11 protein-coding genes are annotated in these 13817 nt (G+C 64.6%); 3 read left to right on the plus strand and 8 right to left on the minus strand.

The features are described from left to right. Positions 1 to 6: 6 nt before the first annotated feature. The 3 genes from ATE64_RS05995 (at position 7) to ATE64_RS06005 (ending at position 3483) form a co-directional block, all read left to right on the plus strand. A complete protein-coding gene (locus ATE64_RS05995) occupies positions 7 to 1764 on the plus strand; it encodes a lytic transglycosylase domain-containing protein (protein WP_231729096.1) in 1758 nt (585 codons plus the stop codon). Then, positions 1754 to 2278: a molybdenum cofactor biosynthesis protein B gene (moaB, locus tag ATE64_RS06000; RefSeq protein WP_058456408.1), complete on the plus strand. Its 525-nt coding sequence runs from the start codon at positions 1754 to 1756 to the stop codon at positions 2276 to 2278. The genes ATE64_RS05995 and moaB overlap by 11 nt, the downstream gene beginning before the upstream one ends. Before the next feature lie 143 nt (positions 2279 to 2421). After that, positions 2422 to 3483, plus strand: a complete 1062-nt coding sequence (locus ATE64_RS06005; RefSeq protein ID WP_058456484.1) for a PA0069 family radical SAM protein — start codon at positions 2422 to 2424, stop codon at positions 3481 to 3483. Positions 3484 to 3529: 46 nt separating this feature from the next. Here ATE64_RS06005 and ATE64_RS06010 read toward each other — a convergent pair whose 3' ends face one another. The 8 genes from ATE64_RS06010 to ATE64_RS06045 form a co-directional block, all read right to left on the minus strand. Beyond that, positions 3530 to 5134: a long-chain fatty acid--CoA ligase gene (locus ATE64_RS06010; RefSeq protein ID WP_156416528.1), complete on the minus strand. Its 1605-nt coding sequence runs from the start codon at positions 5132 to 5134 to the stop codon at positions 3530 to 3532. Positions 5135 to 5207: 73 nt separating this feature from the next. Continuing rightward, positions 5208 to 8696: a DNA polymerase III subunit alpha gene (gene dnaE, locus ATE64_RS06015; protein WP_058456406.1), complete on the minus strand. Its 3489-nt coding sequence runs from the start codon at positions 8694 to 8696 to the stop codon at positions 5208 to 5210. 39 nt (positions 8697 to 8735) lie between these two features. Beyond that, positions 8736 to 9212, minus strand: a complete 477-nt coding sequence (locus tag ATE64_RS06020; protein WP_058456405.1) for a glutathione peroxidase — start codon at positions 9210 to 9212, stop codon at positions 8736 to 8738. 1 nt (position 9213) lies between these two features. Next, positions 9214 to 9816: a hypothetical protein gene (locus ATE64_RS06025; RefSeq protein WP_058456404.1), complete on the minus strand. Its 603-nt coding sequence runs from the start codon at positions 9814 to 9816 to the stop codon at positions 9214 to 9216. A gap of 26 nt (positions 9817 to 9842) precedes the next feature. Further along, complete coding sequence (locus ATE64_RS06030) at positions 9843 to 10520, minus strand: ABC transporter ATP-binding protein (protein WP_058456403.1); 678 nt, start codon at positions 10518 to 10520, stop codon at positions 9843 to 9845. Then, positions 10513 to 11763, minus strand: a complete 1251-nt coding sequence (locus ATE64_RS06035; protein ID WP_058456402.1) for a lipoprotein-releasing ABC transporter permease subunit — start codon at positions 11761 to 11763, stop codon at positions 10513 to 10515. The genes ATE64_RS06030 and ATE64_RS06035 overlap by 8 nt, the downstream gene beginning before the upstream one ends. A gap of 473 nt (positions 11764 to 12236) precedes the next feature. Further along, the gene (locus tag ATE64_RS06040; protein ID WP_058456401.1) at positions 12237 to 12866 is read right to left on the minus strand and encodes a PEPxxWA-CTERM sorting domain-containing protein; all 630 of its coding nucleotides are present in this window, start codon (positions 12864 to 12866) and stop codon (positions 12237 to 12239) included. A gap of 227 nt (positions 12867 to 13093) precedes the next feature. Beyond that, entirely contained in the window at positions 13094 to 13780 is a 687-nt protein-coding gene (locus ATE64_RS06045) for a Crp/Fnr family transcriptional regulator (RefSeq protein ID WP_058456400.1), read from the minus strand. Between the last annotated feature and the right edge of the window lie 37 nt (positions 13781 to 13817).

Raw genomic sequence — 13817 nt, forward strand, 5'->3', positions numbered from 1 at the left:
AGGAATATGACCGCGAAACTCCTTTGCTGTGCCATTGTCGCGCTTGCGGCCGGCTCGGTGCCCGCTCTTGCCGCTGATGCGAGCCCGTTCGATTTCAGGGCATCCCCGCAAACGGTACCCGAGACGCTCACGGCCAAGCAGAAGCAGCTGTACACGCAGGTTCTCGCCTCGATCCGCGGCCAGCGGTGGGCCGAGGCGAAGGCGCTGATCGGCGACGACAATGGTCCGCTCGCGGACTTTTTGCGCGCCGAACTGCTGACCGCGGCGAACAGCCCGCGCGCCGAGGTCGCGGACATCATGCCGGTGCTTTCGCGTTCGCCCCAATTGCCGCAGGCCGACCAGCTCGGCCGTCTTGCGGCGAAACGCGGCGCGACCGACATTCCGACGCTGCCTTCGCAGGCGCGGCTCGCCTGGGCAGGCAGCGCGCCGCGCCGCGTCGGCGCGGACAGCATCGGCGATCCTTCGGCGTCGGGCCTGGCGCGTTCGATTCCCGACCGGATCAAGAACGACGACCCCGCCGGCGCCGAGGCGCTTTACAGTGCCGCGGCCGACAAGCTGACGCCCGAGGCGCGCGACGAATGGCAACAGAAGATCGCCTGGTCCTATTATATCGAAAATGACGATGCGAACGCGCTTCGCCTCGCGATCGCCTCGGCGCAGGGCCGCAGTGCGTGGGCGACGCAGGCCGCATGGGTGCAAGGTCTCGCCGCGTGGCGCCTCCACGATTATCGCACCTCGCTCGTCGCCTTCGACCGCGTCGCCAAGGAAGCGCCCGATAGCGAGTTGCGCGCCGCGGCCTATTATTGGGCCGCCCGCGCCGCGATCGCCTCGGGCGAACCGGCATCGGTTCAGCCGCGTCTCCGCGCCGCCGCGGCGAACGAGGAAACGCTCTACGGCCTGCTCGCCGCCGAGACCCTGGGGGTCGAAACCGACCGTCAGCGCGAGAATGTCCGCCCCGATCGCAGCGCCTGGCGGGCGCTCGAGGATTTGCCCAACGTCCGCGCCGCGATGGCCTTTGCCGAAATCGGCGAGGATGGATATTCGGACGAACTGCTGCGCCATCAGGCCCGCATCGGCGACCCGCGCCAGCACGAACAACTGATCGGGATGGCGCAGGCGCTCAGCTTGCCCGAAACGCAACTTTACCTGGCGCACAACACGCCGCAGGGCCGCAAGCTTTCGGCCGCGACGCGCTATCCGCAACCCAAGTGGGAGCCCAACGGCGGCTGGCGCGTCGATCCGGCGCTGGTATTCGCCCACACGCTTCAGGAATCGCGGTTCCAGCGCAAGGCGGTCAGCGCCGCGGGCGCGACAGGGCTGATGCAGGTGCGTCCCGGGACCGCATCGGACCTTGCGCGCTGGAACGGCGACGGCCGCGCGCCCGGCGACCTCAAGATTCCCGCCGTGAACATGGACTTCGGCCAGCGCTATCTGCAATATCTCAGCAAGGACAGCTCGACCGGCGGCCAGCTTCCGAAAGTCATCGCCGCGTATAACGCCGGCCCCGCGCCGATCGCACGCTGGCAGACCGAGATCCGCGATGGCGGCGACCCCCTGCTCTACATCGAATCGATCCCCTATTGGGAAACGCGCGGCTATGTCGGCATCGTGCTCCGCAATTACTGGATGTACGAAGCGCAGCAAGGCAAGCCCTCGGTCAGCCGCGCCGCGCTCGCGCAGGGCAAATGGCCGCGCTTTCCCGACAGCAAGGACCGCGTGCGGCTGACCTGGGCCGGTCCCGCTGGCCTCGCCAATGCCGATTGACGAAAGCCTGCCGTTCAGGCCGGTCCGCATCGCCGTCCTGACCGTGTCGGACAGCCGCAGCGCGGCCGACGACAAGTCGGGCGACAAACTCGAAGAACTGCTGACGGCGGCGGGCCATATCCTTGCCGATCGCGCCATCGTCCGCGACGACCGCGACCAGATCGTCTCGCGCCTCCACAACTGGATCGACAATCCCGAGGTCGATGTCGTCCTCACGACCGGCGGCACCGGCGTCACCGGCCGCGACGTCACGCCCGAGGCGCTGCACCGGCTCGACGGCAAGGATATCCCCGGCTTCGGCGAGCTGTTTCGCTGGATCAGCTTTCAGAAGATCGGCACTTCGACGATCCAGTCGCGTGCCTGCGCCATCGTCGCGCGCGGCACTTACATCTTTGCCCTTCCCGGCTCGACCGGCGCCGTCACCGACGCGTGGGAGGGGATCTTGTCGACCCAGCTCGACAGCCGCCACAAGCCTTGCAACTTCGTCGAGCTGATGCCGCGGCTGACCGAATAGATCTGACCTTTATGCCTCGTCCGCGCGACCGCGTCTGGAATGAGGAGCCATACGGATCATTCGGCGATTGCGGAATTGTTCTTTATTTGTTCTATACGTTTCCCTATCCTGCAACGGTGGAACCAACCAAGCCTCTGCCTCCCATTTCGGGCCGCGGCGCGCCGACCAATTTGCGCCCGACCCGCACCGGATCGCTCGCCCGCGAGGCCGATGGCGACTGGCTCGACGCGGCCGAGGACGTCGATGGCGTGCCCCCGCCGCTGCGCACGACGGTCACCGTCGAACGCCCCCGGACGATCATTTCGCGCAACAACTCGCCCGACATTGGCTTCGACCGTTCGATCAACCCCTATCGCGGTTGCGAACATGGCTGCATCTATTGCTTCGCGCGGCCGACGCACGCCTTTCACGATCTGTCGCCCGGTCTCGACTTCGAAAGCCGGCTGTTCGCCAAGCCCGACGCCGCGAAGCTGCTGCGCGCCGAACTCGCCAAACGCAATTACAAGGTCGCGCCGCTCGCGATCGGGACCAACACCGACGGCTATCAACCGATCGAGCGCGAATGGGGAATTACCCGGTCGATCGTCGAGGTGCTTGCCGAAACACGGCACCCGCTGCTGATCACGACCAAGTCCGACCGCGTGCTTCGCGACATCGACCTGCTCGCCGCCATGGCGCGCGACAATCTGGTCGGCGTCGCGATTTCGGTGACGACGCTCGATCCCGGGGTCGCGCGGACGCTCGAGCCGCGCGCGCCCCACCCGCGCCGACGCCTGGCCGCGATCCGCAAGTTGATCGACGCCGGCGTGCCGACGCAGGTCAATATCTCGCCGATTATCCCCGCGATCACCGATCACGAGATCGAGGCGATCATGGCGGCCGCGGCGGAGGCGGGAGCGATCCGCGCCTCCCACATCCTGATGCGCCTGCCGTTCGAGGTCGCGCCGCTATTCCGCGCCTGGCTCGCGGCGCACTATCCAGATCGCGCCGACAAGGTCATGCATATGGTGCAGGACATTCGCGGCGGGCGCGACAACGACCCCGATTTCTTCACGCGGATGAAGGGACAAGGCGTCTGGCCGCAGCTCATCCGCCAGCGCGTCAAGCGTGCCGCGCGCGAACATGGCATGGACAAGAGCTTCCCGCCGCTCCGCAGCGACCTGTTCCGCCCGCCCGAACGAGACGGGCAGATGGAGCTGTTTTGAGAATCTCGCCTTTGCGAGCGAAGCGAAGCAATGACGTGGATGATGATCAGGCGGCAGTCAGCGACTTCAGCTTATAGTCCTTGAAATCGTCGCGGATCTGGCGCTTCAACAGCTTGCCCGTCGCGGTGTGCGGCAGTTCATCGACGAACACGACCTCATCGGGCAGCCACCATTTGGCGACCTTGTCCTTGAGGTAATCGACGACGCTCGCCTCGCTCACCTCGGCGCCGGGCTTCTTCACGATCAGCAGGATCGGCCGCTCGTCCCACTTGGGATGAAATACGCCGACCGCTGCCGCTTCTTGCACCCCCGGCGCGCCGACCGCGGCGTTTTCGAGTTCGATCGACGAAATCCATTCACCGCCCGACTTGATGACATCCTTCGCGCGGTCGGTGATCTGCATCACGCCGTCAGGGTGAATGACCGACACGTCGCCGGTGTCGAACCAGCCGTCGTCGTCGGCGGCATCCTCGCCCGCCTTGAAATAGCGCTGGATGATCCACGGCCCGCGAATCTGTAACCGCCCACTCGTCACTCCGTCGCGCGGAAGTTCCTTGCCCTCATCATCGACGACGCGCAGTTCGACCCCGAATGGAGGACAGCCTTGGCGGCAGACGATATCGACGCGCTCGTCGAACGCCATCTCGTCCCAGTTCCACGGGCGCTTGCCCATCGTACCGATCGGCGAGGTTTCGGTCATTCCCCACGCATGACCGACGTCGACCCCAGCCTTCATGAAGCGTTCGATCATTGCGCGCGGTGCCGCCGATCCGCCGATGATCACGCGATACAACTTTCCATAGTCGATGCCGGTCGCGTCCATATGCGCGAACATGGCCAGCCACACCGTCGGCACGCCCGCGCTGTGCGTCACGCCCTCGGCGTGGATCAGGTCGCAAAGCACCTGCGCCTCGTTGGTCGCCGAAAACACCAGCTTTGCGCCGACCGTCGCCGCGGCGAAGGGAATGCCCCAGCTGTTCGCATGGAACATCGGCACGATCGGCAGGATCACGCTGCGGTTCGACATGTCGAACACGTCGGGCTGGATTTCGGTGATCGCGTGGATGACGTTCGAGCGATGCTCGTAGAGAACGCCTTTGGGGTTGCCCGTCGTGCCGCTGGTGTAGCAAAGCCCGACCGGATCGCGCTCGTCCAGTTCCACCCACTCGAAGCGCCCGTCCTCGGCGCCGATCAGATCGCGATAGGATTTATAGTCGCCCTGCGCAGGCGCATCGAACAGCACGAAATGTTCGACCGTGGGAAGCTGGTCGCGAAGCCGCTCGACGATCGGCAGGAACATCGCGTCAAACAGCAACACGCGGTCCTCCGCATGATTGACGATATAAACGAGCTGCTCGTCGAACAGCCGCGGGTTCACGGTGTGCAATACCCCGCCCATTCCCGCGGTGCCGTACCAGCTGACGAGATGGTGACCATGGTTCATCGCCAGCGTCGCGATGCGATCGCCCTTCTGCATTCCCAGCCTGACCATCGCGGCGGCAAAGCGGCGGGCGTCCGCGCCCACCTCGCCCCATGTCGAGCGCGTGATGCTGCCATCGGCCCAGCGCGAGACGATCTCGCGCCCCGCGTGTTCGCGCGCGGCATGGTCGATCAGGCTAGTGACGAGCAGCGGCTGACCCTGCATTCCCATTTTCGGCATCCTCGATTATCGTTGCCGCCTAGGAATAGGGCGGGAATCGAGCGCTATGCAAGGGTGAAGCGGACTATCGCGCCCTGAAATCGCGCGGCGCGACCAGCGAAAGAGCGGGTTCGGTCACGCCTGCGATCATTTCAAGCCGCGAGACGGTGTCGGGGCCGAGGGCGAAGCTCCGGCCAAGCTCCACCCGGACATCCTCATCGGTCAGCGGATCGCGCGTTGCGATGACCACCTTGCCGCGCGCATCGTCGCGACGCTCCAGCAGTTTCGCGATTTCCGCGACCGCATCGGCCAGTTCGACCCGGCAGGTCAGCTGCAGCGCCGCCGTCGCCGCGATTTCGGCGAGCGACTGCGCCCCGCGCACGGTAATACGCGGCGTCTCCTCGCCTTCGAGCAGGTCGAGCTCGACGGACAGGATCGCGCAGCCGCCGTCCGCCGCCAGCGCCTCGAGCACCTTCCCCGCCTGCTCGTCGAAACAGCTCGACTGGAATTGGCCGCTGCGGTCGGACAGTGTCAAATTGAGGAAGCGGTTGCCACGCTGCGACACGCGCGGGCGCGCGCTTTCGACCATTGCCGCCATCACCATCGGGATGCGCGTTCCCGGCGTCATTTCGACATTCTCGCAAATGTCGCCGTAGGAGCGCGCGCCGCGCGCCGCGACGATCGCCTCATATTGCTCGACCGGGTGGGCCGAGAAGTAAAAGCCGAACGCCTCCTTCTCGCGCGTCATGCGCTCCGCGAGCGTCCAGGGCTCGGCCGCCGACAGCTGAAGCACCGGCGCGATCGCGACATCGCCGCCGAACAGGCCGCCCTGCCCCGTCGAGCGCTCGTGCGCCGAGCTGTTCGCACAGGCAAGCAGCGCCTCGGCGCCGGCGAAGGCGGTGGGCCGGTCGGGCTCGACGCAATCGAACGCGCCGCCGGCGGCCAGCGCCTCGATCTGCCGCCGGTTGAGCAGCTTGGGATCGATGCGCGCCGCGAAATCGTCGAGGCTCGCAAAATCGCCCTTCGCATGGCGCTCGGCGACCAGTGCCTCCATCGCCTTCTCGCCAACGCCTTTCAGCGCGCCGAGTGCGTAGCGCACGGTCAGCCCATCCTCGCCGCGCCCGACCGAGAAATCGGCTTCGCTCTCGTTGATCGAGGGCGGCGACACCTCGACCCCCAGCCGCCGCATATCGTCGATGAAAATCGACAGCTTGTCGGTCTGGTGGCTATCGAACGACATCGACGCCGCAAAAAACTCGTGCGGATAATGGGCTTTCAGCCAAGCCGTCTGATACGACAGCAAGGCGTAGGCCGCCGCGTGGCTCTTGTTGAAACCATAGCCTGCGAACTTGTCGATCAAGTCGAACAGCTCGTTCGCGGCCTTGGCGTCGATGCCGTTGTGCTCGCCGCAGCCCTTGACGAAGGTGTCGCGCTGCGCGTCCATCTCCGCCTGCACCTTTTTGCCCATCGCGCGGCGCAAGAGGTCGGCGCCGCCGAGGCTGTAGCCGGCGAGAATCTGCGCCGCCTGCATCACCTGTTCCTGATAGACGAAGATGCCATAGGTTTCGGCAAGGATGCCTTCGAGCAGCGGGTGCGGATAGGCGATCGGCTCGCGGCCGTTCTTGCGCGCCCCGAACAGCGGGATATTGTCCATCGGACCCGGCCGATAGAGCGCGACGAGCGCGATGATGTCGCCGAAGTTGGTCGGCTTCACCGCCGACAGCGTGCGCCGCATTCCTTCGGATTCCAGCTGAAACACCCCGACGGTCTCGCCACGCTGGAGCAATTCGTAGACCGCCGGATCGTCCCAGCCGAGCGCATCGAGGTCGACATCGACCCCGCGTAGCGCGAGCAGCCGTTTGGCTTCCTTCAGCACCGACAGCGTCTTGAGGCCGAGGAAGTCGAACTTCACCAGCCCCGCGGTCTCGACATATTTCATGTCGAACTGCGTCACCGGCATGTCCGAGCGCGGGTCGCGATAGAGCGGGACGAGCTGGTCGAGCGGCCGGTCACCGATCACCACGCCCGCCGCGTGGGTCGAACTGTGCCGCGGCAAGCCCTCCAGCTGGCGCGCCATGTCGAACAGCCGCCGTACCCCGTCGTCCTGCTTATATTCGGTCATCAGCTCGCTGACGCCATTCAGCGCGCGTTCGAGCGTCCAGGGATCGGTGGGATGGTTCGGCACCAGCTTCGCCAGCCGGTCGACCTGGCCATAGCTCATCTGGAGCACACGCCCGGTGTCCTTGAGCACCGCGCGCGCCTTCAGCTTACCGAAGGTGATGATCTGCGCTACCGTGTCGCGGCCGTATTTTTCCTGCACGTAGCGGATCACTTCGCCGCGCCGCGTTTCGCAGAAGTCGATGTCGAAGTCGGGCATCGACACGCGCTCGGGATTGAGGAAGCGTTCGAACAGCAGGCCGAGCTTCAAGGGATCGAGGTCGGTGATCGTCAACGCCCAGGCGACGACGCTGCCCGCACCCGACCCGCGCCCCGGCCCAACCGGAATATCGTGCGCCTTCGCCCATTTGATGAAGTCGGCAACGATCAGGAAATAGCCGGGAAAACCCATCTGGGTAATGACGTCGACCTCGAAATCGAGGCGCTTGACATAGGCTTCGCGTTCCTCGGCGGAAAGGTCGGGATAATGCGCGAGCCGCGCCTCCAGCCCCGCATGGGCGTCGGCCTTGAGCTGCGCCGCCTCACCCTCGCGGTCGCCTGCAAGACTGGGCAGGATCGGCTTGCGCTTGGGCGCCATGAAGGCGCAGCGCTGCGCGACGACGAGCGTATTGTGCATCGCCTCGGGCAGGTCGCTGAACGCATCCTCCATTGCCTCGGCGGGCTTCAGCCACGCCTCCGGATTCGACACGCGCCGATCCTCGCTCTCGACATAGGCCGATTGCGCGATGCACAGCATCGCGTCGTGCGCAGCGTGGAATTGCGGCTCGACGAAGTTGGCGGGATTGGTCGCGACGATCGGCAGCGCCCGGGCATAGGCCAGATCGATCAGCGCGTTCTCGGCGGCCATTTCGGTCGCGTCGTTTCGCCGCGACAGCTCGATATAAAGCCGCCCCCCGAACAGCGCTTCCAATTGCTCGACATAATCGTCGGCCGCCATTTTCTGCTCGCCCGCAAGCAACCGCGCGAGCGCCCCTTCGCCGCCACCGGTCAGGCAAATGAGGCCGTCGGTCTTTCCTGCCATGTCCGCTAGCGTGACATGCGGATCCTGCTCGACCGGACGGCCGAGATGCGCCGCCGACACCAGCGCGCATAGATTGTTGTAGCCCGTGTCGTCCTGTGCGTAGAGCGCGAGCCAGTCGATCATCGGGGCGCCGTTCGCCAGCCGCTGTCCCGGCCGCGCAACGCTCAGGAAGGCGCCGACGATCGGCTGCACCCCCGCAGCCTTGCACGCCTCGCCGAACGCCATGACGCCGTAGAGCCCGTTGCGATCGGCGACCGCAATCGCCGGAAATCCACGCTCGCGTGCGGCTTTTGCAATCGCCTTGGGCTCGATCGCCCCCTCCAGCATCGTGAAACTGGAAAAGACGCGCAGGGGAACGAAGGGGCTGTAGGCCATCGGATGACGCTACAGTGACAGCGGTGATTCTGCCAACGGTTAACCCAACAATTCCTCAATCTCTTTGCGCAGTTGCTCGGGCTTGGTCGTCGGCGCGTGGCGCGACACCACCTTGCCGTCGCGATCGACGAGGAATTTGGTGAAGTTCCACTTGATGCCGCTACCCAGCAGCCCGGTCTGCTCGTCCTTCAGATGTTTGAAGATCGGATCGGCGTTCGATCCGTTTACGTCGATCTTCGCCATCAGCGGAAAGGTCACATCATAGGTCAATGAACAGAAATTCGCGATCTCCTCTGCATTGCCCGGTTCTTGCGCGCCGAACTGGTTGCACGGAAAGCCCAGCACCTCGAACCCGCGATCCTTGTAATCGCGGTACAGCTCTTCCAGCCCCTCATATTGCGGGGTGAAGCCGCATTTCGACGCGGTGTTGACGATCAGCAGCACCTTGCCCTTGTAATCGGCCAACGGCTGCTCGCCGCCGCCCGGCAGCTTCGCCGAAAGATCATAGAGGCCCATATTATTTCTCCCCCGCCTTGCGCGGTCTGTAAATGAAGTCGAAGCTCGTCGCCCATGTCAGCCCGTGGTCGGTCGATTGCTCGCCATGCTGGCGCACCGATCCGTCGGGCTGTTTCGAATAGGTCATACGAATAAGGCCGTCCTGACCCTTGGCAACGACATTCGCCCAATGGCCGGTGAGCACCATCCTGCCATCGACCGGACCGCCATCGAAATCGACCCGCGCGCCGGTCGCGTCGACCCACGCCTGCCGCCAGTAGCGACGCTCGGCATCATAATGGCTGAACGAGCCGCCGCCTCCGCCTTTCAGCGGTTTCCACGTCTCGCGGATCGCGCAGCCGAGAAACATCGATTCGATGCTACTCGTCGCGACCTGCGTGCTGCTGCCGTTCGGGAACACATCCCATTCGCCGACCCAGAAATCGAAGGCATGATAGTCCGGGCCCGTACACGGAAGCTGGACCAGCGGCGCGGGTTGCGACGGAATAGTCGGCGGCGGTGGCGGAAGCTGGACCGGCGGAGGCGGCGGCGGAGGCGACTGAAATCCGGCGTGCGCCGGGGCGGCCATAACAGCCAGTGCCGCAAATGATAGCGAACGGATCATTCGTCCCCTCCCGCAGAATCGCAACGCTACGCCTCGATATGCCCCTCATGCAAGCGCAACACCCGGTCCATCCGCGCCGCCAGCCGTTCGTTATGCGTCGCGACCAGCGCCGCCGAGCCATGGTCGCGCACCAGCTGCACGAACTGTTCGAACACGCGGTCGGCGGTCGCCTCGTCAAGATTGCCCGTCGGCTCGTCGGCGAGCACGAGCAGAGGCCGGTTCGCGAGCGCGCGCGCCACCGCGACGCGCTGCTGCTCGCCGCCCGACAGCTTGCTCGGCTTGTGATGCAGCCGCTCGGCGAGCCCCAGCCGCCCGAGCAGTTCGGTCGCACGGGCCTCGGCATCGGCCTGGCTGGCGCCGCGGATCAGCTGCGGCAGCACGACATTTTCGATCGCGGTAAAGTCCGGCAGCAGATGGTGGAACTGATAGACGAAGCCGATCTTCTCGCGCCGCGTCCTCGTCCGCTCGCCCTGGTCGATGCGCGTCACATCCTCGCCGTCGATGCGGATCGTGCCGCCGAAGCCGCCTTCGAGCAGGCCGACGGCCTGCAGCATCGTTGACTTGCCCGACCCCGACGGCCCGAGCAGCGCGACGATCTCGCCGCGCTTCAGGTTCGCCTCGACCCCGCGCAGCACCTCGATGGTGACGTCGGCCTGGGTGAAGCTGCGCTTCAGGCCGGCGAGTTCAAGGACCACATCACTCATAGCGCAGCACCTGCACCGGATCGGTATTCGCCGCCTTGTACGCGGGATAGAGCGTGGCGAGGAAACTGAAAACGATCGTCATGACCGCGATCCCCGTGATCTCGAACGGATCGGGCTTCGACGGCAATTCGGTGAGGAAGCGGATCGAGGGATCCCACAGCGATTGCCCTGTCAGGAGCTCGAACCCGCGCAGGACATTCTGGCGGAAGAAAAGCAGCCCGAACCCGATCGCCATACCCGCGACCGTGCCAGCAACGCCGATCGACAGCCCGATCGCGATGAATATCCGCATCACCGAATCGCGCGGGGCGCCCATCGTACGCAAGATCGCCATGTCGCGCGTCTTCGCTCGCACCAGCATGATCAGCGACGAAATGATGTTGAACGCGGCGACAAGGATGATCAGCGACAGGATCACGAACATCGCGACCCGCTCGATCGACAAGGCCTCGAACAGGCTCGCGTTCATCGATCGCCAGTCGGAAATAACCGCTTTCGCCGCGACCTTCTCCGCCAGCGGCTGCAGCGTTTCGCCGACCCGGTCGGGATCGGTCACCTTGACCTCGATCATCCCCACCTGATCGCCGATCAGCAGCAACAGTTGCGCATCCTCCATCGGCATCACGACATAGGCTTTGTCGAAGTCATACACACCGATCTCGAAGATCGCCGACACCCGATAGGCAATCTCGCGCGGCACGGTGCCAAAGGGCGTCGCCCGTCCCTGCGGATTGATGATCGTGACGGTCGATCCGACCGTCGCGCCCAGATTGCGTGCCAACTCGCTGCCGAGCGCAATATTGCCCGAATTGGGGGTCAGCGCGTTCAGGCTGCCTTGCAGCACCTTTCCGCCAAGCACGTCGTTCTTGCGAATGTCCTGCACGGTCATCCCCCGCACCAGCACGCCCTCGACACGCCCGCTGAAGCTCGCCAGCAACGGTTGTTCGATCAGCGGCGTCGCCGACACCACGCCGGGGGTCGCCTTCGCCTGCTTCAGCACATCTTGCCAGTCGTCGAGCCGCCCGCCGAAGCCCTGCACGACGGCATGGCCGTTGAGCCCCACGATCTTGTCGAACAGGTCGGAGCGGACGCCGTTCATCACGCTCATCACAATCACCAGCGCCGCGACGCCGAGCGTCACCGCAATGAAGCTGAAGGCCGCGGCGACGAAGATGAAGCCCTCGCCGCGCTGCGGCAGAAGATAGCGTTTGAAGATGGCGCGTTCGTAAGGACGCAGGATCATCGGGCGGGCGGCCTTGGAAGCGCGATACGCGGTGCGGTCATGCCGTCGCTTTAGGGAGCGCGGGCGATGCTGGCAATGGTCACGAATTCACGCAGCACTTGCGAACGATTCGCACAATATGTTGCCCAACGGCCACAGGGCGGACGCAAAAGAAGGCGTCATCGCGCGCGGAGGGTGACAAAGCGCCGCCTTCGACCTACCCACATGGCTTCTGGTTCAACGCGGCCAAACGGCCCGGCTCCAGGGAGTGCAGATCCTTCGCCGGTCTGCGCACAAGGGGGATGGCGAGTGTTCGTCACAGGCGCCCGGGTCTCGGAAGAGGCCCGGGCGTTGTGATTCCGGCCCCACGACGCATCTCCGTTTAGCACTGGGGCCGGAACGAAGGCGTTTGGGGCAAAATGGCTGGGACGAATAACAAAAGGCGCCCCGGCCAAAAACCGGGGCGCCCTGTCGCGCGCTGAAACGAAACCGGATCAGGCGGCCGCGTAGCTCGTCGTGAAATGCCGCTTGCGACGCATCGCAAAACCGACGGCGCCGAAACCGAGAAGCATCATCGCCCAGGTGGCGGGCTCGGGAACAGCCGAGGTGGTCGGGAAGTTCGCGGTCCAATAGCCGGCCGTCGGGAACCCTGCATAAGGCGATCCCATCTTCAGTGCGTTGAACTGATCGGCAACGCCCGTGAAGCTCGAGTTGGGATTCCCGACCGTGATCGACAGAAAGCTGTCCGAAAACAAACCGCCCTCATATCCGATCACCGCGAGACCCTGATTGACATTGTTAAAGATGAACGCCCCGGTCGCGGGATCCACATAGGATGCGAAATCCAGCCCGGTTGAGCTCGCCGAATAGGCATTGAACGTCAATCCGGGGTAAGCAAACTGAATATTGCTGATATCCGAATAGTTGATCTTTCCTGCAAGCACGGATGACAGCGGCACTTGGAACGTCGCCGATGTCGGCTGCGACACATGCGACCCAAAGCCCGCATTGGTGGTCGTCCAGCTATAGGTCACGAGTTCGGCGGCCGCCGCAGGCGATAGCCCGATCGCGCATGCCGCAACGAGCGACAGCCAGAATCGTCCGAATAGCTTGAAAATCAACATCGCCTTACCCCCAAAATGCAGCAGATATCGTTACTGCCTCCCATGCACGGTTAATTTGGTCAACCAAATGTTAATTGGCCCCATGTGTGTTTTCGATATCGTCTTGATATGGCACAGGCACCGTCGAAGTCATCCTCCTGTAACGAATCATCCGGCTGGCATGACTCATGTTGACGACGTCGGTGGTGGCATAGACACTCGCGAGCGAGGGGCGTTTTGCGGCGCCCCTACCCCTCGCACTCGCTGATATCCTCCAGCATATCCGCATCGAGCACGCGCACGCGGCCCTGCTCCAACGAGATCACACCAGATTCTTCCCAGCTCTTGAGCTGGCGGTTGATATGCTCGCGGCTCATCCCAGCGAAATTGCCGAGTTCGGTCTGACTGAGTTCGACACGGTGCGACTTTTCGGCACTGTCCTTGCGGATCAGGCGCTTGAGGTAACGCGCGAGCCGCGGGCCCGAGGCATAGGCGCGGTCGCTTTCGATCGTCTGGTCGGCGGTGCGCAGCCGCCGCGCGAGCTGCTGCATCAGCGACCAGGTGAATTCGGGATGGCTCGCCGCGAAATCCTTGAGCGCGTTACGGCCGAGCTGGAGCGCACTCCCGGCGCTCGTTGCAGTCACCGAAGCCGTGCGCTCGCCGCCGTCGAGCAGCGCAATCTCGCCCAGCACCGCGCCGGGTTCGGCATAGGCGAGCACGATCTCGCGCCCGCCCGCGGTCAACATCGACACGCGCGCAGTGCCCTCGGTCAGGATCAGCATCATGTCGCCCGGATCGCCCTGGACGAGCAACTCCTTGCCCTTCACGAAGCTGATCTGCACCGACCGGCTGGCGATTTCGGCCCAGTCCTCGACGCTCAGACCGGAAAAGATGCTGTCGGGGCCCTGAAGCTCGGCGAGTCTCGCGTGATCCATGCCCCTGTCGTCCCTTTCCTGTCGTCCGCCCCGCAGA

The organism is Sphingopyxis sp. H073 (assembly GCF_001468395.1).
Lineage (GTDB): Bacteria > Pseudomonadota > Alphaproteobacteria > Sphingomonadales > Sphingomonadaceae > Sphingopyxis.

Coding starts and splice junctions, on each gene's coding strand:
- ATE64_RS05995 (WP_231729096.1), top strand. CDS start 7: ATGACCGCGAAACTCCTTTGCTGTGCCATTGTCGCGCTTGCGGCCGGC.
- moaB (WP_058456408.1), top strand. CDS start 1,754: ATGCCGATTGACGAAAGCCTGCCGTTCAGGCCGGTCCGCATCGCCGTC.
- ATE64_RS06010 (WP_156416528.1), bottom strand. CDS start 5,134: ATGGGAATGCAGGGTCAGCCGCTGCTCGTCACTAGCCTGATCGACCAT.
- dnaE (WP_058456406.1), bottom strand. CDS start 8,696: ATGGCCTACAGCCCCTTCGTTCCCCTGCGCGTCTTTTCCAGTTTCACG.
- ATE64_RS06020 (WP_058456405.1), bottom strand. CDS start 9,212: ATGGGCCTCTATGATCTTTCGGCGAAGCTGCCGGGCGGCGGCGAGCAG.
- ATE64_RS06025 (WP_058456404.1), bottom strand. CDS start 9,816: ATGATCCGTTCGCTATCATTTGCGGCACTGGCTGTTATGGCCGCCCCG.
- ATE64_RS06030 (WP_058456403.1), bottom strand. CDS start 10,520: ATGAGTGATGTGGTCCTTGAACTCGCCGGCCTGAAGCGCAGCTTCACC.
- ATE64_RS06035 (WP_058456402.1), bottom strand. CDS start 11,763: ATGATCCTGCGTCCTTACGAACGCGCCATCTTCAAACGCTATCTTCTG.
- ATE64_RS06040 (WP_058456401.1), bottom strand. CDS start 12,866: ATGTTGATTTTCAAGCTATTCGGACGATTCTGGCTGTCGCTCGTTGCG.
- ATE64_RS06045 (WP_058456400.1), bottom strand. CDS start 13,780: ATGGATCACGCGAGACTCGCCGAGCTTCAGGGCCCCGACAGCATCTTT.